Annotated in this window: 26 protein-coding genes and 1 riboswitch; of the genes, 5 read left to right on the top strand and 21 right to left on the bottom strand. The window is 41.0% G+C overall.

What is annotated here, in order from left to right:
- Positions 1-4 precede the first annotated feature (4 nt).
- From tenA to AC3ANL_RS10790, 15 genes are all read right to left on the bottom strand, one after another.
- Entirely contained in the window at positions 5-676 is a 672-nt protein-coding gene (gene tenA / locus AC3ANL_RS10860) for a thiaminase II (protein ID WP_488329221.1), read from the bottom strand.
- On the bottom strand, positions 639-1,964 hold the full coding sequence (locus AC3ANL_RS10855) for an acetylornithine deacetylase (protein ID WP_488329220.1): 1,326 nt from the start codon (positions 1,962-1,964) through the stop codon (positions 639-641). Before AC3ANL_RS10855 ends, tenA begins: the two co-directional genes overlap by 38 nt.
- Positions 1,965-1,987: 23 nt before the next feature.
- Positions 1,988-2,509, bottom strand: a complete 522-nt coding sequence (gene thiW, locus AC3ANL_RS10850) for an energy coupling factor transporter S component ThiW (protein WP_488329219.1) — start codon at positions 2,507-2,509, stop codon at positions 1,988-1,990.
- 5 nt (positions 2,510-2,514) lie between these two features.
- Positions 2,515-3,162 (bottom strand): thiamine phosphate synthase, encoded by a 648-nt coding sequence (thiE, locus tag AC3ANL_RS10845; protein WP_488329218.1) that lies wholly within the window; start codon positions 3,160-3,162, stop codon positions 2,515-2,517.
- Positions 3,159-3,977: a bifunctional hydroxymethylpyrimidine kinase/phosphomethylpyrimidine kinase gene (thiD, locus tag AC3ANL_RS10840; RefSeq protein WP_488329217.1), complete on the bottom strand. Its 819-nt coding sequence runs from the start codon at positions 3,975-3,977 to the stop codon at positions 3,159-3,161. The genes thiE and thiD overlap by 4 nt, the downstream gene beginning before the upstream one ends.
- Before the next feature lie 15 nt (positions 3,978-3,992).
- Positions 3,993-4,805: a hydroxyethylthiazole kinase gene (gene thiM, locus AC3ANL_RS10835; RefSeq protein ID WP_488329216.1), complete on the bottom strand. Its 813-nt coding sequence runs from the start codon at positions 4,803-4,805 to the stop codon at positions 3,993-3,995.
- A gap of 79 nt (positions 4,806-4,884) precedes the next feature.
- Positions 4,885-4,993: riboswitch (TPP riboswitch) on the bottom strand.
- 87 nt (positions 4,994-5,080) lie between these two features.
- On the bottom strand, positions 5,081-5,332 hold the full coding sequence (locus AC3ANL_RS10830; protein ID WP_488329215.1) for a glutaredoxin family protein: 252 nt from the start codon (positions 5,330-5,332) through the stop codon (positions 5,081-5,083).
- Positions 5,333-5,633: 301 nt separating this feature from the next.
- On the bottom strand, positions 5,634-6,518 hold the full coding sequence (gene galU / locus AC3ANL_RS10825) for a UTP--glucose-1-phosphate uridylyltransferase GalU (protein ID WP_488329214.1): 885 nt from the start codon (positions 6,516-6,518) through the stop codon (positions 5,634-5,636).
- A 29-nt stretch (positions 6,519-6,547) separates the two neighbouring features.
- Entirely contained in the window at positions 6,548-7,324 is a 777-nt protein-coding gene (locus tag AC3ANL_RS10820) for a HipA family kinase (RefSeq protein ID WP_488329213.1), read from the bottom strand.
- A complete protein-coding gene (locus AC3ANL_RS10815; protein ID WP_488329212.1) occupies positions 7,321-8,436 on the bottom strand; it encodes a glycosyltransferase family 4 protein in 1,116 nt (371 codons plus the stop codon). Before AC3ANL_RS10815 ends, AC3ANL_RS10820 begins: the two co-directional genes overlap by 4 nt.
- Before the next feature lie 89 nt (positions 8,437-8,525).
- A complete protein-coding gene (locus tag AC3ANL_RS10810; protein ID WP_488329211.1) occupies positions 8,526-9,554 on the bottom strand; it encodes a hypothetical protein in 1,029 nt (342 codons plus the stop codon).
- Positions 9,555-10,121: 567 nt separating this feature from the next.
- Positions 10,122-11,147: an agmatinase family protein gene (locus AC3ANL_RS10805; protein WP_488329210.1), complete on the bottom strand. Its 1,026-nt coding sequence runs from the start codon at positions 11,145-11,147 to the stop codon at positions 10,122-10,124.
- Complete coding sequence (gene hutI, locus AC3ANL_RS10800) at positions 11,125-12,417, bottom strand: imidazolonepropionase (protein ID WP_488329209.1); 1,293 nt, start codon at positions 12,415-12,417, stop codon at positions 11,125-11,127. The genes AC3ANL_RS10805 and hutI overlap by 23 nt, the downstream gene beginning before the upstream one ends.
- Positions 12,418-12,627: 210 nt before the next feature.
- On the bottom strand, positions 12,628-14,301 hold the full coding sequence (gene hutU, locus AC3ANL_RS10795; protein ID WP_488329208.1) for a urocanate hydratase: 1,674 nt from the start codon (positions 14,299-14,301) through the stop codon (positions 12,628-12,630).
- A 214-nt stretch (positions 14,302-14,515) separates the two neighbouring features.
- Entirely contained in the window at positions 14,516-16,027 is a 1,512-nt protein-coding gene (locus tag AC3ANL_RS10790) for a helix-turn-helix domain-containing protein (RefSeq protein WP_488329207.1), read from the bottom strand.
- Between the two features lie 270 nt (positions 16,028-16,297).
- Here AC3ANL_RS10790 and AC3ANL_RS10785 point away from each other — a divergent pair, with 270 nt between their 5' ends.
- Positions 16,298-17,368 carry a putative glycoside hydrolase gene (locus tag AC3ANL_RS10785; protein ID WP_488329206.1) on the top strand — a complete coding sequence of 357 codons (1,071 nt, stop codon included), beginning with the start codon at positions 16,298-16,300 and terminating at the stop codon, positions 17,366-17,368.
- A gap of 54 nt (positions 17,369-17,422) precedes the next feature.
- Here the strand turns inward: AC3ANL_RS10785 and AC3ANL_RS10780 are convergent, their stop codons facing one another.
- Together AC3ANL_RS10780 and AC3ANL_RS10775 are read right to left on the bottom strand one after the other, a co-directional pair.
- A complete protein-coding gene (locus AC3ANL_RS10780; RefSeq protein WP_488329205.1) occupies positions 17,423-17,818 on the bottom strand; it encodes a hypothetical protein in 396 nt (131 codons plus the stop codon).
- 103 nt (positions 17,819-17,921) lie between these two features.
- Positions 17,922-18,326, bottom strand: a complete 405-nt coding sequence (locus AC3ANL_RS10775; RefSeq protein WP_488329204.1) for a hypothetical protein — start codon at positions 18,324-18,326, stop codon at positions 17,922-17,924.
- 123 nt (positions 18,327-18,449) lie between these two features.
- On the opposite strand from AC3ANL_RS10775, the gene AC3ANL_RS10770 reads away from it, so the two are divergent.
- Complete coding sequence (locus tag AC3ANL_RS10770; protein WP_488329203.1) at positions 18,450-18,704, top strand: hypothetical protein; 255 nt, start codon at positions 18,450-18,452, stop codon at positions 18,702-18,704.
- On the opposite strand, the gene AC3ANL_RS10765 is transcribed toward AC3ANL_RS10770, so the two are convergent.
- Positions 18,688-19,236, bottom strand: a complete 549-nt coding sequence (locus AC3ANL_RS10765; RefSeq protein WP_488329202.1) for an Hsp20/alpha crystallin family protein — start codon at positions 19,234-19,236, stop codon at positions 18,688-18,690. The genes AC3ANL_RS10770 and AC3ANL_RS10765 overlap by 17 nt on opposite strands.
- A gap of 74 nt (positions 19,237-19,310) precedes the next feature.
- On the opposite strand from AC3ANL_RS10765, the gene AC3ANL_RS10760 reads away from it, so the two are divergent.
- Positions 19,311-19,568: a hypothetical protein gene (locus AC3ANL_RS10760; RefSeq protein WP_488329201.1), complete on the top strand. Its 258-nt coding sequence runs from the start codon at positions 19,311-19,313 to the stop codon at positions 19,566-19,568.
- A gap of 23 nt (positions 19,569-19,591) precedes the next feature.
- Positions 19,592-19,810 (top strand): hypothetical protein, encoded by a 219-nt coding sequence (locus AC3ANL_RS10755; RefSeq protein ID WP_488329704.1) that lies wholly within the window; start codon positions 19,592-19,594, stop codon positions 19,808-19,810.
- 99 nt (positions 19,811-19,909) lie between these two features.
- Here the strand turns inward: AC3ANL_RS10755 and AC3ANL_RS10750 are convergent, their stop codons facing one another.
- A complete protein-coding gene (locus AC3ANL_RS10750; protein WP_488329200.1) occupies positions 19,910-20,491 on the bottom strand; it encodes a TerD family protein in 582 nt (193 codons plus the stop codon).
- A gap of 316 nt (positions 20,492-20,807) precedes the next feature.
- On the opposite strand from AC3ANL_RS10750, the gene AC3ANL_RS10745 reads away from it, so the two are divergent.
- Positions 20,808-21,182 (top strand): nucleotide excision repair endonuclease, encoded by a 375-nt coding sequence (locus AC3ANL_RS10745; protein ID WP_488329199.1) that lies wholly within the window; start codon positions 20,808-20,810, stop codon positions 21,180-21,182.
- A 50-nt stretch (positions 21,183-21,232) separates the two neighbouring features.
- On the opposite strand, the gene AC3ANL_RS10740 is transcribed toward AC3ANL_RS10745, so the two are convergent.
- Together AC3ANL_RS10740 and AC3ANL_RS10735 are read right to left on the bottom strand one after the other, a co-directional pair.
- Positions 21,233-22,261 (bottom strand): ATP-grasp domain-containing protein, encoded by a 1,029-nt coding sequence (locus tag AC3ANL_RS10740; RefSeq protein WP_488329198.1) that lies wholly within the window; start codon positions 22,259-22,261, stop codon positions 21,233-21,235.
- A 232-nt stretch (positions 22,262-22,493) separates the two neighbouring features.
- Entirely contained in the window at positions 22,494-22,988 is a 495-nt protein-coding gene (locus AC3ANL_RS10735; protein WP_488329197.1) for a flavodoxin domain-containing protein, read from the bottom strand.
- Positions 22,989-23,244: the final 256 nt, after the last annotated feature.

The following is a 23,244-nucleotide window of genomic DNA, read 5'->3' as shown; positions in this document are numbered from 1 at the left end:
TGAACTAGACAGGCCACTCGCCCCCCTGGTACACCATATCCCAGAACATGTATTCAAATCGGGATGTTGTCAGAAAATGTTCTTCTAAAATAGCTAGCTCCCGTTCTGGTTTTCCATCGGCCAATCCATCTAACAAATCCATGAGCCACTTAGCCAATGAACCAAATTCACTTGAGGAGTACATTTTGATCCATTCACCATATAGTTTGTGCTCACTAGCACCTGGATATTTTTCTGCTAGCATCGTGCTAATCTCCCAATAGCTCCACATACAGGGCAATAAAGCAGAGACTAATTCCTCCAACGAGCCGTTTTGAGCAACATTCAGCATGTACCGTGTATAAGCTAGGTTTATCGGAGTCGGTTGTGTTTCCTCCAATTGTTGCTTCGTAATTCCAAATTGCTTCGCATATTGGCGGTGCAATTCCATTTCACCATGCAAGGTCTCATTTAAGAGCTTTGCAAAGGCTGCCATTGTATCTAGGTCTCTTGCTTTCACAGCCCCAAATGCAAACAGTTTAGAATAATCGATTAAAAACACATAGTCCTGCTTCATATAGCGAATAAAGGATTCTATCGGCAGTTCGCCGGTTCCTAATCCGACTACGAATGGATGCTGATGGGTCTTCTCCCAAATATCATTTACGTTTTGATAAAGCCTCTCTGTAAACTTCATGTCCACCTGCCTCCTTCCTGGTGTTACACCATTCTGCGATAAAAACAACTAATACTTTTGTAAAATCCAATAATTGTTGAATTTCCACCTTCTCATTAACAGCATGGGCATTCTCCAATTTACCTGGTCCAAAGATAACCGTTGGAATACCAGCCCGATCAAGCCAGCCGGCATCTGTTACGGTTGGTGACATGCCAACCGTTGGCTTTTGGTTTATCATTTTTTCAAAAGCATTTGTTAAGCTCTTTGTTCCAGGATGCGCTGGATCGATTTCTAATGAAGGAAAAATTTCACCACGGTCGACAATCATGGATTTACCGCCCCATACGAACTCAGGAGGATTCTCCCGCAGCCACGGATCTGCTGCCGCTACTGCCTCAATATGTTGTTCGATTTCCTTTATAACCTGCAGGTAGTCTTCATTTGGGTAAAAATGAACAGTTACCCAGAGCGCACACCGATCAGCAATAAACGCTGCATGCCGGCCGCCTTCTATCACCGCGGGGTTAATCGTATTGGTGCCAGGTGAAAAACCTTCATAGCTTTTTGTCACTGCCCAGTGGCGTTCAAGTTCCTGAAGTCCGGCAATGATTTTCATCATTTTCTCAATCGCACTCGCGCCCTTTACTCGACCACCTGCATGAATCATCTTGCTTCTTATTCCATCATGATAGGTTTCCTTGCTTTGAATCGTTATCCAGCCTGTAATAACCCCGCCTTGCCCTTCTATATGTAAATCGCTTGTATCTACCACCACCGCGTAATCAGCTGTATAACCTCTTTCCGTGCATGCTAAAGTTCCCGCCTCGCCAACCTCTTCTCCGATTACGGATTGAAATTGAAGATCACCTTGTAAGGAAACACCTATTTCTTTTAAAAGTTTAATGGCAAACAGAGACGCGGCAATTCCGCCTTTCATATCGGCCACACCACGTCCAAAAATATGAGCATCCTTGATACTTGTTGAAAAGGGTGAAGTTTCCCATTCTTTATCATCCCAAACCTCGGCAACATCTACATGTCCATTGATAATCAAACTATTAAAATTGTTAGTGGATTCACCCTTTAAAATACCAACCACATTTGGGTCCCCAGGATAGACATCCCACTTATCAGTTTCAAATCCCAACTCTTCTAAATATCCTTTAATAAATTTCTGAATATCATCGGTATTACGGGCTGGCGGGCTCACGGTTGGAAAGGCAACCAGCTTGGTCATCAAGTCGAATAATACCCCTTTTCTCGCTTCAACTTCATTCGCTATTTTTCGAACTATTTCATCTTTCATTTGTCCACAACCCCTAGTGATTATTATTTTAATTTCATAATTTGGGGTGCATTTGTTTCATCCATTATTAAGACTCTCTTTCTCAAGAAAACGGCTAGAATCACAAATCCAAGCAGTGCACCTGCAAAAGAACTGAAGATAAATAATGGGATAAACCCAAATAGTGTTGCTTTTTGTCCCATAATGAGGGTTGCAATCGGATAGGATAGCAATGCACCAAGGATACCCGTGCCAATTACTTCGCCGATAAATGCCAAATAGATTTTTTTCGTTTTTATAAATAGGAGTGAAGCTAGCAATGCCCCGACCATACTGCCGGGAAAAGCAAAAATGGAGCCTGTGCCCATTAGATTTCGGATGAATGACACGCAAAAGGCCTGTGCTAACGCATAATAAGGTCCTAATAAGACGGCAGACAGCACGTTTAAAAAATGCTGCATCGGAAAGACCTTTGTAAAACCGATCGGAATAGCGACCAGATTACTAGTGATGGTTCCAATGGCAATCATCATAGCGGTCAGTGTCAATTTGGATGTTTTTTTCATAAAAATCACTTCTCCCCTAAGTAAACTTGGTGACTTAAGGCACTTGCGGCTTCCCGTGGTTTATCTGCATGGCTGATGGCCGTAATAACGGAAACGCCATCAGCACCTGCTTTTACAACTTCTGCGGCATTGCCACTAGTAATTCCACCGATTCCAACCATCGGAATGGTAAAGCCTTGTTTGCGTAATTGTTCAATGAGTACGGTCCCGCATACTGGCTTGGCATCATCTTTTGTATTTGTTGGAAAAATAGGACCAATGCCGAAGTAATCGGCTCCATCCTCTACCGCGCTGATTGCTTCTTCCCGGCTATGTACGGAAACGCCAAGAATCTTGTCGCCAATTTTTTCTCTTACCGTTTTTACCGACTCGTCCTCCTGCCCAATATGAACGCCGTCAGCCTCTATTGCAAGCGCTAGATCGATATCATCATTGACGATGAACGGAATTTCATGGTCCTTGCAAATGCTCTGAAGCTGTTTGGCAAGGGTCCATTTAGCTTCTCCTGTTAATGCCCCTTTGCCCTTTTCTCGAAATTGAAATAAAGTAATTCCACCAGCTACCGCTTCTTTAAGCACTTCCGCTGGATCCTTCAGGCAGTTGTTGCTGCCCATGATAAAATAAACCCTTAAATGTTCACTTATGCTTTTCATACATCTGCCGGCTCCCTTCGTAAGGTTCTTTTTCGAAATGCCCAGTGATTGGTTGGGCCGTGTCCTTGGCCAATCTCTAAGTCATCTTCAATCGCTGCCTGTATAAAATCCTTTGCTTTGACAACGGCATTATAAATCGTTGCCCCTTTAGCTAGTTCAGCGGTAATCGCGGCTGAAAAGGTACATCCGGTTCCATGGGTGTTCTTCGTTTCAATTCGCTTACTGGTGAAGGTGAAGAAATCCTTGCCATCAAATAATAAATCGATCGATTCAGCTGGATCTTCATCATGCCCGCCTTTTATCAAAATATGTTTGGCACCTAAGTCAAATAGCCGCTTGGCAGCTTCCTTTTTATCATTAGTTGTTCGAATTGACATTTCTGTTAGAACTTCTGCCTCCGGAATATTTGGTGTAATCACTTTGGCTAATGGCAATAAATACTTTTTCATAGCCGAAATGGCTTCCTGCTGCAAAAGTGAGGCACCGCCCTTTGCAATCATGACAGGATCGACAATCAAATTTCCCCATTTAAAAAACTGAATTTGTTCTGCAACGACTTCAATAATTTCCGCATTAAATAGCATTCCAGTTTTCAGGGCATCAGCACCGATATCCTCGCCAATAGCCTTTATCTGTTGTGATACTGCCTCCGAAGTCATCGGATATACCCCATGCACCCCCAACGTATTTTGGGCTGTAACCGCAGTGATGGCTGACATGCCGTACACGTCTAATTCTTGAAACGTCTTTAAATCAGCCTGAATACCTGCACCGCCGCCGCTATCAGAACCTGCGATCGTTAATGCTTTTATCATAAAAAAGATCCTCTCTTATTCATTTATTTTTTTAACAGATGCCAAAAGATTTATATCTTCACTTGAAACGAGTGATAATTGATTTAAAAATTCAATTTGGAAGCTGCCCGGCCCACGTTCTGCGGTTAATTTTGCAGCCTTTTCAGCAGCAATTCCATAATAGGACAAAGCCGAAACGGATGCCTTGAGCAGATTTTTTTCTACACCGGCAAATGCTCCAATTACAGAGGTTAATAAGCAACCGGTTCCTGTCACTTGTGTTAGAAGCGGATGTCCATTCGTAACAACAAAAGTGGTTTTTCCATCTGTTACCACATCCTCTTTTCCAGTGATAACCACCACACAATTCAGTTTTTGGGCTGCTGCTATAGCAAGCTCTGTAATATTTCCTTGTGTCTTACCTGCATCAACGCCTTTGATTTCCCACTGTTCTCCGATGACATTCGCCATTTCCGCAGCATTCCCTCTAATCAATGAGACGTTGATTTCCTTCATTATTTTTCTGGCTGTTTCCGTTCGATACGGAGTTGCACCAGCACCCACGGGGTCAAAAATAACCGGCACCCCATATTTATTGGCGGATTCTCCTGCAATGATCATCGCATCAACTGTTTGCGAATTTAACGTCCCTATATTCAAGACAAGGGAACTAGCAATCTTCGCCATGTCCGCTACCTCTTCATTTGCATAGGCCATGACCGGTGATGCACCAAGGGCAAGCAATCCATTTGCTGTAAAATTCGTAACGACGACATTCGTTATATTATGGACAAGCGGTCGTACCTCTCTTACTTTTTCCAACGTTTCATATATGCTCTGTTTTTCCAATCCAATCTCCCCATTTCTTTTGTAAATGAAAAAAACCAGATCCATAAATTGGACCTGGTTAGTTAGAAAATGAAAAAAATATTTCACTCGACTACTTTCCTACGCTGGTATTACCCAGATCAGGTCCGAAGGGTTAAAAACTAATCGTTTTCTCTCAGCCTGATTACAGGGCACCCCTAGTAGATACTTGCTTATTAAATTACCATCATCTTAACGCTAAAAATTATCGATGTAAAGAAAATTATTTCTATTAAACAACCTGATATTGTCTTAAATTATTTATCCAGATTTCTTTTCGCTAGTTCCATAAGTTCCTTTAACTCATTTGTAAATCCTTTGACTGCTCGTTGGCTAACCACGGTTACGGGTACACCTAGAAAGCCATATTGTTCGACTTCTGTTTGATACTCAGGGTTTGTGGTGATATTTCTGGCTTCAAATGGGATTCCTTCTTGAGAAAGTACCTTTTTGACCATTGTGCATTCGATACAATCGTTTGTCGTATAGACGATGACTTGTTTGTCCATGGTTCTGTTTCCCCTCTGCTAATATGTTAATTGGTGAAAGACTATGTTCTGTCTTTATGGTATCAGAAATATTAAAAATGCCAAATGAATCGTCTTAATTGCACTATTATATATGTACATCCAACCGACAAGGCTATTAAATAGAATCATAATTCTCCTAAAGAACCATTCAACCGTATATGACAAATTAACTCGAGAAATGTCTATTTATGCGCTTTCCCAAGCAATAATTAAACCATATTCACATATTCAAAAAGGCAACCTGTCCACCTGGGGTGGACAAATCGCCCCAATTGTCTTTTTATGGTGCCTGCCACCATTTTACTATTTCTTCCAAATAACTTAGGATTTCTGCTTTTGTGTCTTCTCTTTTGAGGGCGAGGTCGATGGTGGCTTTGATATAGCCGATTTTGTCGCCAATGTCGTAGCGGGTTCCTTCAAAGTTGTAGGCTAGAACGGCTTGTTGTTTATTTAACTCATTGATGGCATCGGTCAGTTGTAATTCGTTTCCTTGTCCAAGCGGAAGCCCTTCCAAGATTTTAAAAATCTCTGGTTTTAACACATATCGCCCCATGACAGCATACCTTGATGGAGCCTCGTCAATACTTGGCTTTTCTACTAACGATTCTATGGTAAGTAGATTCGTTTCGATCATCGCTGTCTTGGGCTTTATCATTCCGTATTTACTTACTTCATGTTCTGGCACTTTCTGAATCGCGATAATGGAACTATTATAATACTCGAAAACATTGATTAGCTGCTTTAAACATGGAACTTCAGCGGTGACCACATCATCGCCCAGCATCACCGCAAACGGTTCATCTCCAACAAAATTTTTGGCACATAGAATAGCATCGCCAAGCCCGTTCGGTTCCTTTTGGCGAACATAATAAATCTTAGCTAAATTAGAAATTTTCTGTACTTCCTCTAGCACTTTGAGATTATTCTTTCTAAACAGTGTATCCTCGAGTTCATAGGATTTATCGAAGTGATTCTCAATTGACCGTTTTCCCCTGCCGGTTATGATAATAATTTCCTCAATTCCCGACGCAACTGCCTCTTCAACAATATATTGAATCGTTGGTTTATCAACGATTGGAAGCATTTCCTTTGGAAGTGCTTTTGTTGCTGGTAAAAACCGAGTTCCGAGGCCGGCCGCTGGAATAATGGCCTTTCGGATTTTCATAAACTACCTCCTTTCAAAAAATTCTCTTTCTATTTTTCTTTAGCGTGTAATGGACGATAAACCTTTTTTAAAAACTTATACATTAACTCTGGAAGGATTTTTTTACGTCGGTTGACTAATGTACTGACAATCGCCTTGTTTTCTTCCTTTGAAACGTGCCAATCATCTGGTATGAACGAGACGATTTCTTCTATTAAGAGAATGGGCATGGTTTGAATGATTTCAAGGTGCTCTATAAAACTTTGTTCAGCACGAATACATTGTGCCATTAATTGGTGGGTAGCACTTTTCATTACTTCTACAGGTAAATTTTCCAAATCCTCATGAAGCCAATTATACGTTCCAAAAATCTCAGCCTGGTCAATCATCCATAATTGATAGTCTCCATTAGCTGCTTCTTGAAGCAATATATTCTTGCGGGTTCGGTCACGATTACACAACCAGTAATCTAGTAAAATGATTCCTGCGAGCGATTGATGGTTTAGGATATCTGGAACAGTAGATACCTGATGTCCATTGAAGGAGTTAGAAACATACAAAGAAGCAAATTGAAACTGTGTGCTTTGGAGCTGGGAAAGTTCAGGGACTTGCGAACAAAATTCTTGAGGAATCTCTACTAACCTAGCAAATGGTACAGGTAGTCCCATATAACGGGCCAAACAATACCCAATCCATTCATTCGGCAGGGTCTTTTCAAAGCCCGGTTGGAAAAATTTCACTACATAATCATTTCCATCATTGAAAGTGATTAGCTGTGCATTGGATTTACCTTCTAGCGTCTTGATAAAAGTAACCGGTGTCATCATGAAGGATCCTCCTCACTCTCGAGATCTTGACCTTTTTGGCCCATATTTTTTAATAATTGGATATATTCCGCAGCTACCTTTTGAATGGCAAAGTGCTGTTGAACTCGTTCAATCGCCGCTTGCGACATTTGCTGATGTTTTACAGGATTGTCAAGAACTCCATATATCTGCATGACCGCATCTTCGACATTTTGGCCACGATAAAGCTGACCCGTTTCACCTTCTACCACCAATTCAGTTACCGGCATCATCCTTGAAGCTACCACCGGAACACCGCAAATCATCGATTCGATAAAAGTATTGCCAAAGGATTCTGACCTGGTAGTCGCAAGGGTGCAGCCGCCTGATTGACGGATTTTTGCATACACATGTGGCATTTGTTGATAGGGAATGACTGGAAACCACTTGATAATATCAGTTAACCCATCGTCTTGCCAAACTGCTTTAAATTCTTCTCGCTGAACACTTTGTGCTCCACCAATAACCCATATTTCGATATCACTGCGTTCCATTTTTATCTTTTTTGCGATCTCAATCAGCATCGGCCAGTTTTTACGTTTGTCCAATCTGCCTACCCAACCGATAATCTTCTTATTGTTTGAAAGAATGGGTTCACTGTTGAAATCGATATCGTCATCCGGTAAGGCCCGAAAAAAAGAGGTATCAACCCCATTGTAGATAACGTTAATCGGGATATCATTGGTTAAAATAGTCACTAACTGCTTTTGATAATGGGAGGGAACAATAATACATTCTGGTTTAATACCTTTAAATGTTTTTAAGTGAGGCATCAGCTTGATTAATTCCGGTGTTCGAGCTTCTATAATGACAGGACCCTGGTATTTGGCTTTCCGGATCCACTTATATGCCGCACCTGTATCGACAACAATGATGGCATCATAGGAGTTTTTTTTGATAATTTTAATAATCTGCCCTTCATCCTTTGTTAAATAAACGGGAGCAATATCCTGCATTATATGGAGACCACCATGGTCGGTCGTATATAAAAATTCTGTATCAATTCCTTGCTGTTTAAAATAGACCGAACGGTTCCGCCATCCGGCATTTACCCCGCCAACGGTGAGGAGCCGCCAGATTACTAATACTTTCATGCTGCTTTCTCCCTTATTTTGATATAGGGCCTCCTCCATTGACAACACTCATCCGTAGTATGTTTGTTTGATGACATATTCTATGATTATTATTTGTGACGGTGTTTCCTGCTGCTACCATGTCTGCGGTCTCGATCACGGGATTTTTCTCCCTCATAACTCTTTCTATTTGAGTACCTATCTTTACCGCGATCACGAGAGCTTTCCCGGCGACGATCACTTTGGCTTTCCCCAGCATATCTTTTCTTTGAACTATTACCTCGTTTCCGCTCACTTGGTTGAGCTATTTCTCGAGATTTCCAATACTCATCTATTTTTTCCATAACCGCTTCCAGGCTCTTTCCACGTGCTAGCATGGTTTTGACCCATTCTTCCTTAAATACCTTTTGGACAAGGCCTTGCAACTGAACTACATATTTTTCCTCATCCGTTGTTGTCAAAAGTTGTTTACTTAGGTTCTTCAGTTTTTCTTTGTCAGGTTTTTGGGGGAGGATGACTTGAGTGATTTGCCGGGAGAGTTCTTCCATCCGGATATAGTGCAGCCATTCTTCATATAATTCTGGAGCCATTTCTTGAACATGTGCTAGAAATATAGCCTTATTTTCTTCCCCTAAAGAAGTTAATAATTTCCTTGGGTACGGATAAACGCGGTCACGCCAAACTGTTCTTGCAACGTCAATTACCTTCAAGTTCCCATCTGGCTGTATAAAAATTTGCCTTTTATGATGATCAATGCGCTCAAAACCGATTGATTTAAAGGTGATGAGCATTTCAATTAATTTGAAGGATAGCTCTGGCGTCAATGGCTGAGACTGCAGGTATTCACGGATATCGACACCTTTGACAAGTTCCATCGCGATATAAAGGGGACCTTTGGCATGTACATATGGAAAGAGATCCGTATTCTGTCCAAGGGACAGGGCATAAAATTCTCGTTCACAATCCTCTTCATTTCCGAAAACTTTCACACAAATATCGTCCCTCACTTGAAAGACCGCTCCCTGACGTCCTTTCCCTAACATCACTAATGGGGACTGATTTACTACTTCCACATCTGCATTTACTACATTTCGAACTTGTATATCTTTTAACCATGAATTCAATTGATTAATATCCACATTTTTCCTCCTGTCTTATGATTTATTCAACCGTCTATCGTGGGTTATTGGCTGGTCGCGATCACCGTTTACTTACTTCCTTCGGGCAGTTTTAAAAGCTTGTCTATTAAATGATCCTTTAAAGGTATCCTAATTAATAAAACAAAGCTTTATTACCTACAATAGTAAATTCAAGTGGAGTGAAAAAGGTAAAGGCAAGCGACCATAAAATCAAAATAAGATTAAATTTATGTAAATTTGTTAGAAAAGCGTAAGCGCCCTGTTCAGCGGCGTATGACCTAGAGCGCTCCCACTGAGATAAGGTGAAACTTCAATCAGCGAACGTTCTTCTCGCTGATTGTTAGTTGAACCGATCGGGTTCTTACGGGCAGTTGAGAAACTACTGCCCGTTAAACGCGATAAAGGAAACACGAAGAGCCGGAGGTGATTCGATGTTGACTTATCGTAGGACGGAGAGCGAAGGACACTAGCCGCTAGGGCGCTGGAGTTGGACAATTCTCGAAGATTTTAAACTTTCTAATCTCAGAACAAATGGCCAACGATAAACGAGATCGCTGGCCATTTCTCCTATTTTGCAGTGCCTTTTGCAGTGCCTGACACCATTCGTAACATTACCCCTGTAAGAAAGGTTAAAAATATATGGGTACCTAGTTTTACGGTTGATTGGACTAGCGTGTCTTTTAAGGGGTCGAGGCAAACGATGTCCATGGCTTTGACTTTGGGATGCTTCGCAGCTGCGAGTACGCCGTCGAGCAGCTCTTCTGTTGTCATGCCTCCCGGTGTTGATGCCGGTACTCCCGGAGCATAGGCAATATCAAGTACGTCCATGTCGACTGTCAAATAAATAGTATCAACCTTTGCAGATAACGCTTCTAAGCAATGGCGTACTGTTTCTTCAATACCCATTTTTCTTGCCTGACGGAGGGTAATATAATTAACACCCTTTTCATTAGCATATTGCTGTAAATCCTTTGTATTAAAAAAGCCATGTAAACCGATGTTGTACATATCAGGTCCCGCCACCACACCACTTTCGATCAAATTCCTCATCGGTGTTCCGTTTGATGGCCCATTATCGGTTAGAGACCGTAAATCAAAATGGGTATCAAATTGCAGGATGCCAATACGCTCCTGGGGTTTAGCCCATTTTAATCCCTTTACCATCATCGCCGTTATGGAATGATCACCGCCGATTGCTGCCACAGTCGATGTGGCAAAATTCCGATGAATAGTGGCTGATGCTTCGACGATATTGTCATGACAACGGTGTATATCAGTTACATGCATCGGAACATCTCCAGCATCCACTGCAGTCAGTTCCGCCAAATCCAAATCCTCATCCACATTATAGGTAGTAAATCCTTTCCAAGCACGGCGAAAGGCATCAGGAAATTCAGATGCCCCTGAGGCACTTATTGACGATCGCGATAGTGGAACGCCGACGACCACAACATCAACATCCTTATTTTTATGATCAACTGCTGCTGTGAGTGGCTGAATCCATTCATGAACCTTTGTCACATTGCCGTCAGTATCTGGTCTTACCCATAAAAAACTTGGTGGATTCAGTTTAGGATAAAGAAAGCTCTTCAACCAACTGCCCCCCTTTGACAACGACTTGACCATTTTTCACCACTGTATCCGTATGGTTTACCCCATACAAATATTGTAGTTTCATATAATTTTCAACGTTAAAAATGGTCACATCTCCTTTTTTGCCCACTTCTAAACTGCCAATCTCTCGTCCCCGATTGATGGCATGGGCTGCATTAATCGTTGCTGCAGTAAGTACTTCTGCCGGTGTCATCCCCATTTTTATACAAGCTAGATTCATAATAAAGGGCAGTGAAACGGTTGGTGAAGAACCAGGGTTACAATCTGTAGAAAGTGCCACTGGTACACCTAGGTCCACCATTTTTCTTCCATTTGCAGACTCGGCCATTAAAAAGTAAGCCGTTCCTGGCAGTAAAACACCCACCACCCCTTTTTCCGCCATGGCCATTATTCCTTTTTCCGACGCTTTTAATAAATGGTCGGCTGAAATCGCGCCTACTTCGGCCGCAAGTTCTGCTCCTTCATATGGCTCAATCTCATCGGCATGAATTTTTGGTATTAACCCATACCTTTTTCCAGCTTCAAGAATTTTCCGAGATTGCTCTGGTGTAAACACTCCCTGTTCACAAAATACGTCATTAAATTCTGCAAGTCCTAGCTCGGCCACCTTGGGAATCATTTCTTCAATTAACAATCTCACAAATTCATCGGGAGCATTCTTATATTCCTCCGGTACCGCATGGGCCCCCATGAAGGTACACACGACATCGATCACATGATTTTCATTTAACTTTTTCGCAACTTCCAGCTGCTTTTGCTCGGTATCCCAATCCATTCCGTAGCCGCTTTTCGCTTCGACCGTCGTCACGCCGTGCAGCAGAAATTGATTTAACCGTTCAAAGCTTTCTTGAAAAAGCTCCTCATGTGTGGCGTCCTGAGTCCGTTTGGTTGTGGCATGAATTCCACCGCCCGCATTCATGATTTCCATGTAGGCTGCCCCCTGCAAGCGCATATTAAATTCGTTCTCCCTGCTTCCCGCAAAAACCAAATGTGTATGCGGATCAACGAGCCCTGGAGTCACCAGCTTACCGGATGCATCCAATATTTCCGCCTCAGCGAGCCGCCCTGCATATTTTTCAAAGAGCTCTTCGTCCTTCCCTATTGCTTGAATGACACCGTTCTCAATCCATAGACTGCCGTTTTCAATGATGCCAAGCTCAGACATTGCTTTTTTTATAAGGGGAGCATTAGAACTTCCCTGTAACGACACAAGCTGTGCAGCATTTCGAATAAATAGTGCTTTACTCATCAGCTAACCTCCCTTTTTTGAAAGGCTCTGTTAATTTTGGTTGTTGATTTCCGCTCCAGGAGCTCGCTTTCCGCGGGCGTGCCGGGGAGCCTCCTCGGCGCTTTTGCGCCTGTGGGGTCTCCCCTGCACGCCCGCAGGAGTCGAGCGCCTTCCGCTCCAATCAACGAGTATAAAAAACAACATTGTCGTTTAACAGATCCTTTTGAAAAATTAATCTTGCTGCAGCATGGGCATGTTGATGCCCTTTTCTTTTGCTGTCTTAATGGCGTGCTCGTAGCCTGCATCGGCATGCCGAACCACACCCATCCCAGGGTCGGTTGTTAATACTCGTTCTAAACGCACTTCGGCATCCTTCGTTCCATCTGCCACAATAACCATCCCTGCATGCTGTGAATACCCCATTCCTACTCCGCCGCCATGGTGAACCGACACCCAGCTCGCACCACCGACAGCATTAATTAAGGCATTTAAGATTGGCCAGTCGGACACAGCATCACTGCCATCTTTCATCCCTTCTGTTTCTCGGTTGGGCGAAGCCACCGAACCTGCATCCAAATGATCACGACCAATTACGATTGGAGCGGAAACTTCTCCGGATGCAACCATATCATTGATGAGTTTGCCAAAGCGGGCCCGGTCTCCGTATCCGAGCCAGCAAATCCGGGCCGGAAGTCCTTGGAAGCTGATTTTTTCCTGAGCCATCTTCACCCATTTGCACAAGTGTTCATCATTCTTAAACTCGCGTAATAACCTTTTATCAATTTTTCGAATATCGTTAGGATCTCCGGATAAGGCTGCCCAGCGGAACGGCCCTTTTCCTTCACAGAATAGGGGCCGAATATAAGCTGGAACAAATCCTGGGAAGTCAAAGGCATGTTCCACTCCTTGATCCTTGGCTACCTGCCGGATGTTGTTCCCATAATCGAAGGTAACGGCGCCCTTTTCCTGCATGTTCAACATCGCTTTAACATGCATAGCCATACTTTGCTTGGAGAGTTCTACATACCTTGCTGGATCGGTTTTCCGTAATGCCGCTGCTTTTTCCAACGTAAACCCAACAGGCACATAGCCGTTTAACGGGTCGTGTGCAGAGGTTTGGTCTGTAAGCACATCAGGGTTGAAGCCTTTTTCAAGCATTAATGGTAAAATTTCTGCTGCGTTTCCGATTAACCCTATCGATAATGCCTTGCCATCCAGCTTTGCTTGGTGAGCCAGTTTCAATGCCTCGTCAAGGTCATTTGTTTTCAGGTCAAGGTAAGCGGTTTCAATTCGTCTGTCAATTCTGGACTCATCGACATCAATCGCTAAACAAACCCCGTCATTCATTGTGACAGCGAGTGGCTGTGCGCCGCCCATACCCCCAAGTCCTGCGGTTAAGGTAATCGTGTGTCTTAATGTTCCGCCAAATGATTGCCTTGCTAATTCAGCAAATGTTTCATAGGTTCCTTGGACAATTCCTTGACTGCCGATATAAATCCAGCTTCCGGCGGTCATTTGTCCGTACATCATTAACCCCTTTTGATCCAGTTCATGGAAATGTTCCCAATTGGCCCACGCTGGAACAAGGTTTGAGTTGGCAAGTAAAACACGCGGGGCGTCTTTATGTGTTTTCCAAACGGCGACAGGTTTGCCAGATTGAATTAACAATGTTTCGTCATCCTCTAATGCAAGCAGTGTTTTCACGATCGCATCATAGGATTCCCAGTTGCGGGCAGCCTTGCCAATTCCGCCGTACACAATTAAATCTCCCGGTCTTTCAGCAACCTCTTGGTCCAGATTATTCATTAACATTCTCAGCGCAGCTTCTTGAATCCAGCCCTTAGCGTGCAATTCCGTCCCGTGATAGTTTTTTATTACTCTTGGTTTAAAGGTGTTCTTTTCCATTCTCATCACTCCCTATTTATCATTCTATTCCTATTGTAAAAATAAAATTTTCTGAAAAATAGCTGTAAATCATTAGATAAAGGAAAATTTAAATGTTCAAAAGAGTAATTTTATTAGGATAACCTTCTAGTTTATGAAAATATATTTATAAAAAGATAGTTTTTATAGAAAAAGAAGCACAACATGTACCCTCATTTGTTTCTCTTTCATTTATTTATATGTTGGTGAAGTGGTCCTTTTCTATTACACCTTTTTGCATCCGAAATTCTCTCGGTGACCTTCCAATCAATAATTTAAATATTTTACTAAAATAATTTGCATTTTGATATCCAACCACAATCGCGATTTCTTTAACTGGCTTACTTGTTTCTATTAGCAGCCGTTTTGCTTCCTTCATTCGCACAGCTGTTAATAGTTCTGTAAAACTAGAACCTGTTTTCGTAATCAGCAGATGACTGAAATAAGAGGGATTTCGGTCCACAAATTGGGCGACATCTTCCAGGCGTAAGCCACTATTGGAATAGTGGCTCTCTAAATAGGCAATTCCACGCTCGATCGCATCTTGTTTTGTATTTTGAATAGTGGCACCAGCACCGATAAATATTTTTTGAATAAATAAAATGAGGTTTTGAACTGTTCGATAAAGAACCGCATCATAAAGAATCGAATCGAAAATAGTCCGATATTCTCGTTCATAATTCCGATTTACATTTAAATTGTATGTCTTCATAAATCTTCTTACTTGCGCCAAAATACTAGTTAACCTAATTCTGACCAGTCCAGGATCAGGATATGGACTTTGTAATTGGAGAAATTCAGCATAGAGCCACTTTTTTATTTTGTCCACGTCAAGATTTGTCAGCATATCGACCCATTCTCTTTGTTCCGGCGGCGTTAAAAAAGGATCAATATGCACCCACTCCGATGAAAATGTAAATTCGACCACTTGGCGGTAGCCCTTATAGTAAGTAAACTCCAGCATTTTTCGAGTCTGCAGGTATTTCTTGTTAAGGGTTGAATCCGAGGTCTTTCCTTTATGAACGACAATTGCTAGTGAATCTGAATAATCCTCTTCCCACTTTCTCATCGCTTTTTGGCATTGTTCTGTGATCGTAAGGCAGGTTTCCTTGAATAACAGAACCACCATATCACTTAGAGCGAAAACAGCGTGTTTATCAATAAATGGATAATCCAGTAAAAAGGACTGCAGTGTCGGAACTAGTTCAACGCTTTCTGTTTGAAAAGCGGCAAGTTTATAGTCCTCAGATGATGACACTTTTGGAAGGAATAAACTTTCATATGATAAATCTCGATATGTACTTGCCCTCTCTGTACTAGTTGTCTGATATTGATGACTCCGTTTTCGCGAGGCTTTTTGAAAGGTTGATTTAATCTTTGTGGCGGAAAACGGTTTAATCATTAAATCCAACGCCTGCAGATCTATCGCCATTTTTGCTTTTTCGAAGGTTGCTTCGGCACTGGTTAATACAAGTATCGGGGCATATATCTGCATCATTTCACGAAAACGTGACCAGTCTTCCTTCTTGAGCATATCTAGCTCCAGCAGAATAATGTCTGGTGTTTCCTTTTCAAACACCATCACAAATTCTTGAAAGTTTGATGCCAGCAAGATGTTCGAAACTGGAATAGAAGAAGACTTTAATAACCATTTAAGCCCCTCCCGTTCATTTAAATCCCGATCCGCAATCATCCACTTCTCCACCATTGCAACCCCGCCCTTCCTGCCACCGCTTCTGCTTCTATCTATTAATTATACAATGAAACAGGGTGCCATTAAATATAGAGCTTTTTAACATGGAGTCATTAAAAATGGTGCCTGACACCATTTATGGACACTGTACGCCTGGAGTGGACATTCACGCACAGAAAACGGTTGGTGTCAGGCACTAGAAGGCACCAGCATCGTTCTTTGTATTATTTATATATATATTGCAAACGATAATTTAGATAATCATAATTTGCAAGGAGTGGGAATATGCGGAAGTATCTTATTTTATTGATTGTCCTAGTCACATTTACCACGAATCGTCCGATATTAGCGAGTACTCATCCGACTAAAAATCCAGTGAGGGGCATTTATGTGACGGCACCAAATACTCAAGGCCCACAGTTCAATAAGTTACTCAATCTCGTCAAGCAGACCGATTTAAATGCAATGGTTATTGATATCAAGGATGACCAAGGCCATCTAACATTTACGCCCGCTAAATATTCACCTTTTTTGACTGCCAGTCACCCTTATATAACGGAGCCAAAGAAACTGATTCAGACCTTAAAAACAGAGCACATTTACCCGATCGCCCGGATCGTCGTATTTAAAGACAATGTATTGGCTCGTTCCCACCCCGAATGGTCGTTTCAAACAAATCAGGGCGTTTGGCATAATTCCCGAGGGGATTCGTTTACAAACCCCTTTCACAAAGAAGTATGGAAATATAATATTGGCATGGCGATTGAAGCAGCCAAAATGGGCTTTAAGGAAATTCAATTTGACTATGTGAGATTTCCTGAAAAATTTGAGACTCTCGAGGGTCCCCTTACATACAAAGGTAAACAAGGGAATAGGAATCGAGTGGCGGCAGTCACTGGATTCGTCAAATATGCTAGTAAAAAATTAAAGCCGTATGGGGTTAAGGTGTCTGTCGATACATTTGGAAATGCAACCATTATACCTGAAGCACCTGGTATTGGCCAAAATTTTTCAAAGATCGCTCAACATGTCGATGTTATATCCGCAATGATTTATCCTAGTCACTGGACAGGTAATTTTGGGATAGCCAAGCCTGATCTAGAACCCTTTCGCCTTGTGGAAGAATATGCAAAGGTTGAAACTGCGCGCTTGAAAAAATTAGCCACACCCCCTACATCTAGGCCATGGCTTCAAGATTTTACCGCCACATGGCTCGGCAAGGGGAATTATAAAGTGTATGGGAAAACGGAAATAGAGGATCAAATTCGGGCGTTACACGCCCAGGGAATTCAGGAATATTTATTGTGGAATGCTGCAAATGACTATACAACCAATGTGGATTATACACCGTTTTAACAAAAAGGATGAATCCTATTTCACTATGGAAGGATTCATCCTTTTTGGACTGTATTACGACTTTACTTGCGGTCTTATGAACATAATGCCCAAACCCAGACCAATTAGAATAGCAAGAAGATGGGTTGTCCCAGTGGACAATGCAAAGAATTTAAGCATCAATCCAAAGCTTTCATTCACCATACTTAAAAGCATTTTTTGAAAAATCGGCTTGTATATCAGGAAATAAGAGATCAGAATCACTGGGACTGCCTTCCAGTTTCGGCCAATTAAATACTTTGTTAAAAGAAAATAAATAATGGCCAATACAATGGCTAATCCAAAAACAAACGTATTTATGTACTGTATAGCACGTTCTGGCTGATCCAAAAACGTCAAAATAGTTAAGTAAATAACCCAACAAAGCGCCAATAAAACCGCGAAAATCTGGGTCCTAATCAAAAACTTCATACCCAATCTCCCTCACTCAAAATCATACAGTAACCATACCAACAAATCGCTTCTTATTCAACTAAGAAAGCATTTAGGCGTGTTTAAGTATCAAAAATGAAGTCTAGTAGTTTTCTCTTTTGGGTATTATGTTGACTTTTGGTCCGTCAGATTGTGGTTTCTTTTGATCGGCTTTCCTTTCTCCATGATCCTGTTTAGTTTCCTTTTCTCCTTCTGTCCGTAAAAAATCACTTCCATATGTGGCACCAATATTTAACCTTCCCTTTAACTCTTTAATCCCAAGCTGACCAAAGTTATTATTTAATTCAAACTTGTCGAATACAATTTTATCAACATGTACTTTTTCTATAATTACAGGCGGCTGAATGTTATCTTCCTTTTGCTGCTCCCATTTCTTCTCTAACAAATGGAGCTTCTGAATTTCTAGTTCTATGAGCCGCAGCTTTTGTTCTATTTTACTATATTTGTCATCTTTATTAGAGGAAAAGAATAGTTTTTTTAATAGCATAATCCGTCCCCGCTTTTGACGTCCCCACTGAGGACAATCTTCTTTTCCTTACTATATGCTCGTCCAAGTGGAACATGTCTATGTTAATAACGTACCTTTATAAAAATTAAGGAGGAAGCATCTATGTTCTTTTTGCCTTCGGCTGTAAACTTACACTATATAAAAATTAATACAATTGGACAAAACAGCAACCTATCAACAGGATCCAACTTTATCATCAACCGGAATGTAAGCAACTGTAGGAACGAGGGGTTCGGAGAGGAAAATTCTGATGGCACAGAATACCTTATTCCCATTTCCTATGTCGACGACAGCGATGTGCAGGATAGCGAGGCATTTAAAACACAACAAGCAGCCACTTCTAGTCAATGGGAATAATCTCGCCGGCTTCTTCAAGTAAAGGATAATGAACTTGCAGTACACCATTTGAGAAATTGGCTGATATATTACTGCCATCTGTCGGGCTCGGTAATAAAATATGGCGTTCAAAAGGACCTTGCTTTCGTTCGTTGTGGAGTACTTCACATCCATCCTCGTTTACTATTGATTTTGAATTGCCTTTTACAATTAAATAATTTTGATTGACCATTAACTGAACCTCTTCTTTTTTTATCCCAGGAAGGTCAATCAAGATTATTATTTTCCCTTCCTTTTTTATTATATCCACGAGTGGAAAACGGGGGTCACCTTTTGTATATATTGGCTGATTATTGGATGGAACGGAATTCATATTTATACTAGGTGTTGTTTGCTGATTTGACACCCTCTCTTGTTGGACATTCGTTTTCTGTTGCTGCCCATTTGCCAGAAATGAACCCATCATATTTTGATCAAAGATATCTTTCCAAAAATCGGTCCCGTATATATTTGAAGCCAATTCCATTAATCGTTTAATCTTCTCATCGTTCACCGATTTCACCTCATTCCCACATAATCTAGCATTATTAGGCATATATATTTAAGACAAAACGAAGGGGGTCCATCATGCCGGCACCAGTACCTTATGTTAATATTAATATTTTCTTATTGAAGATAAATTCCTTTGAAAATGCTTCAGCAGTAAATATTGGTCAAAATGTGTTAGCAGATTGGCACAACTCGGATAAGAAAAATCAAGGATATGGTCAAAACTTTGGGGATAATAGTGACTTTGTAGCAACACGAAGTGCTGTAGATGATAGGGATCAATTGGATGCCTTATCCTCGTTTGAATCCACGGTTCCCATTTTAGAAAGGAAGTGAGCATTTTGGTGAATTTTTCACCGATGGTTGTCAACTTTTTAGGTATTAAAATTAACGTGCTCGAGCATGAATCTTCTTTTACAATAGGACCCTTTTTTCAAGTGGACACATTTGTTTCTGAAAAACGAAATTATGGATTTGGAGAGGAAAATGGCGATTTAACATTAATAAATATACCGATTTCAGCAGTAACCGACTCAGACTTACTAGACTCTAATTCTGCCAAAAATAGTGTGGTCTGACGAGGTACTGCTCTCGAATTCTTGGTTTAATAATATCAACCAAAAAAGGCCAAGCAGGAGAATGTCTCCTGCTTGGCCTTTTCTATGTGTATGTTAGAATCAACCCACGTTTAAACCGAAGTCGGTTGCGATGCGGGCAAGACCGCCTTGGTAGCCGGAGCCGACGGCTGAGAATTTCCACTCGCCGTTGTGACGGTATAGTTCGCCAACAATAATCGCTGTTTCAATGGAGAAATCCTCTCCTAAATCATAACGAATGATTTCTTGATTAGTTTCCTCATTAACAATCCGGCAGAAGGCATTGGAAACTTGTCCGAAATTTTGACCGCGGGATTCTGCATCATGAATCGTAATCACAAATGAAATTCTTTCAACTTGAGCAGGGACTGCCTTTAAATCAACTTTAACTTGCTCATCGTCTCCGTCCCCCGCACCTGTACGGTTATCACCTGTATGTACCACGGAACCATTTCCGCCTTCAAGCTGGTTATAAAATACAAAATCCTTTTCAGATCCACACTTCCCATTGGCATCTAATAAAAAAATACTTGCGTCTAAATCAAAATCTTTCCCACCATCATAGCGATTGGTATCCCAGCCAAGACCAACTACAACCTTGGATAATCCAGGATTTGTTTTCGTTAAGTCTACCTTTTGACCTTTAGATAATGAAATTGCCATACTAACACCCTTTCGAAAAAATTTTTTGAAACCTTCTAACAAAAAAGAAAGCTACTACCATATTACACCCACATGTAAGATTATTCACTTCAGAAGCGAATCTAAAACGTAAAAATATCAATGCCTTCTTTAAGTTTACAAAATCTTCTTTCGTTTTTCTATTATTATTTCTCCAATTCTCTGATACAAAATGGTTTCGAATTGAAAAAAATGGTTAAATTAAGAAAGTCAAACCTAATATGGCAGGATATGCTATAATGAACTGTTGGCTAAGCACGTTAGCCGTTTATTTTTAAGCAGGGAGCGAATTTATTTTATGATAAAAATTGAAATACCAAATCCAGATGTTGTGATCACGAAAAGCAGACAAGTTGGAGAAAAAGTCGAATCACCACTTAGCAGCGAATATGGTTTCACGGATTACAACAAAATTCCTCGTGATAAAGGCGGAATGATTTTATTTTTTAACGCCAATGACGAATTACTTTTTGTAGGAAAAGCTAGAAAGCTAAGACCTCGTGTGAAGCGGCACTTTGAAGATACCGTTTCCCCAATCAAATCCCATCGCGATGAGGTTTATAAGATTGCCGTGATCGTTGTCGAAGAACCAATGGAAAGAGAAATCTATGAAACCTACATCATCAATACTCTTCATGCAAAATACAACATCGACAAAGTATTCTATAAATAATCCATACTGATGAAAAGAGCGGGTTTAAGTAAACCTGCTCTTTTTAAACATTAACTAATATCTCCATATTTCAAAATCATTTCTTTTTCAATATGACTAGCCCTTATACCAAACTGCGGCATCAACTGCCCTACTTTTTCACCCAATAGAATCTTTATGGCCAGATATGGAAAATTGATGCCTGAAAGACAGCTGACATGCATCCCCCCACTCATGCGTGGATTGATTTCGAGCAGCTTCGGCACCCCATTACTATATTTCACCTGGATATTGAACACATAAGGTAATTTATAAACTTGATGGAACCTATGGGCCAGCTCGATTAACTCCACACTATCCACAAGCTCTCTCACCCGGCCATCCCCTTTCATACGTGGAATCGCAGCATATAATTCATCATGAGAAGCCACGCAGTCAATACTGTATTCCCTATCTTCCAAAAATTCAAGAACCATTAAATCGGGGAAGGTTTCCTGCTGACTTAATATTTCACAGGCATAGGCATACGAAATTCGATAGCCAATTCCTTGATGGAAAAGCTGATCGATTGACTCCATTTTGTCTTTAATCACCCGGAAACCATTTGCCCCTTCTCCAATCACAGGTTTAAAGCAAACCTCGTGACCCAATTCCTTGAGTTTGGTATAGGCATTCTTAAAATCCGCCAGATTATTGACAACATAATAATCGGGGATCGAAAAGATCGGGACCCCGTTGGATAAGGTTTGATAGGCTGCCGCTTTATTATCGAGTATTTCCATAAGAGTCGCATTAGGGCATACCAGAACCTTCACACCCAAGGTTTCAAAATGAGCTAACCGCTTGGATATGAGGACATTTTCTTTCCGAGGAATGAAAATATCAATTTTATGTTTTTGGCAAAACTGAAGACAAAACTCTATATATTTTTCCCCTGATATGTCAGGCTCTACGAAGGCGTAATCACAATTTTGTAAATATAGCGCATCTTTATTTGGATGGGTACCATAAATAATAAATTTCCGCTGATCCTCATTTGCCCGAATCATATCAATATAATGTGAAACGGTTGTAAACCATCGATTAAACCAGATCTTCATTTGAATCCTCTTTCATGTTTATAATGAGACCCTTTCATTATGGGCAAACTGATTGCATTTTATAATCAAAATGTAAAAATGCCCCTGCCTATTGAGAATGGAGGGAATCAGCCATATCGTTTAATAGATCCTAATAAATAAAAAACGCCCCTGCAAACGCAAGAACGTTTTCCATCTACATTATAAATTCCCCAGTAAACTGCTTGATCTCTGATGAAAGTGAGCATTAAACTTATACCGGAATTTGAATATGGTTAAACTTGGTTGCAAACTCCATTATAGCTTCCAAATCTAACTTTGAGCTGTCCGAGATGATTCCATCTACTTTTTTTACCACTTGTCTTTCAAAAAAGTTCATTTTCGACACGAGGAATTCGCCGCCAAACAAGCCGAGTGCAACAGAGTTCTTTCGCATTTCTTGCGGATAAGCATTGTTAAATTGCTCAATCGCCATTTCTCCATCTCGCATACAAACGAGAAAAAGTCCTAATTCCTTTTCCAATAATTCATCGTGGTGTTGGTTGATAAACTTTTTAATTTTTCTTTGAATCTGTCCTGCGTGAATCGACCCTCCAATAATTACGGCATCAAAATCCTTGAGGTCAAAAATAGTTTTTTCCCTTTGTAAATCTGCCGATAAGACTTCTCCAGCTAGGTTCTCAGATAATAACCCAACCACCTTTTCTGTAGTCCCATGGGATGAGCAATAAACAATTAAACTTTTCATGCTATTTACTCCTCCTTCATTTACCAAAACCACCGCGATTACAAATGGACAGACAAAGACGGAATCATCCTCCCTTCTATTATAAATCCTCCATTTGAAAACACTCGCAATAATATTGGCAATATTATTACAACTAATCTTGCTAGGGTGCCTGACACCATTACCAATCTCCACGAGGTAATAACGGTGTCAGGCACTCTTTAACAATGTCACCAGTATCCCTCCTAACAAATAATATGGTAGTAATTTATTTTGG

It is taken from the genome of Neobacillus sp. DHD-1R (assembly GCF_057747995.1).
The sequence above is the reverse complement of the archived record's forward strand: the minus strand, read 5'-3'. Positions and strand labels throughout refer to the sequence as shown.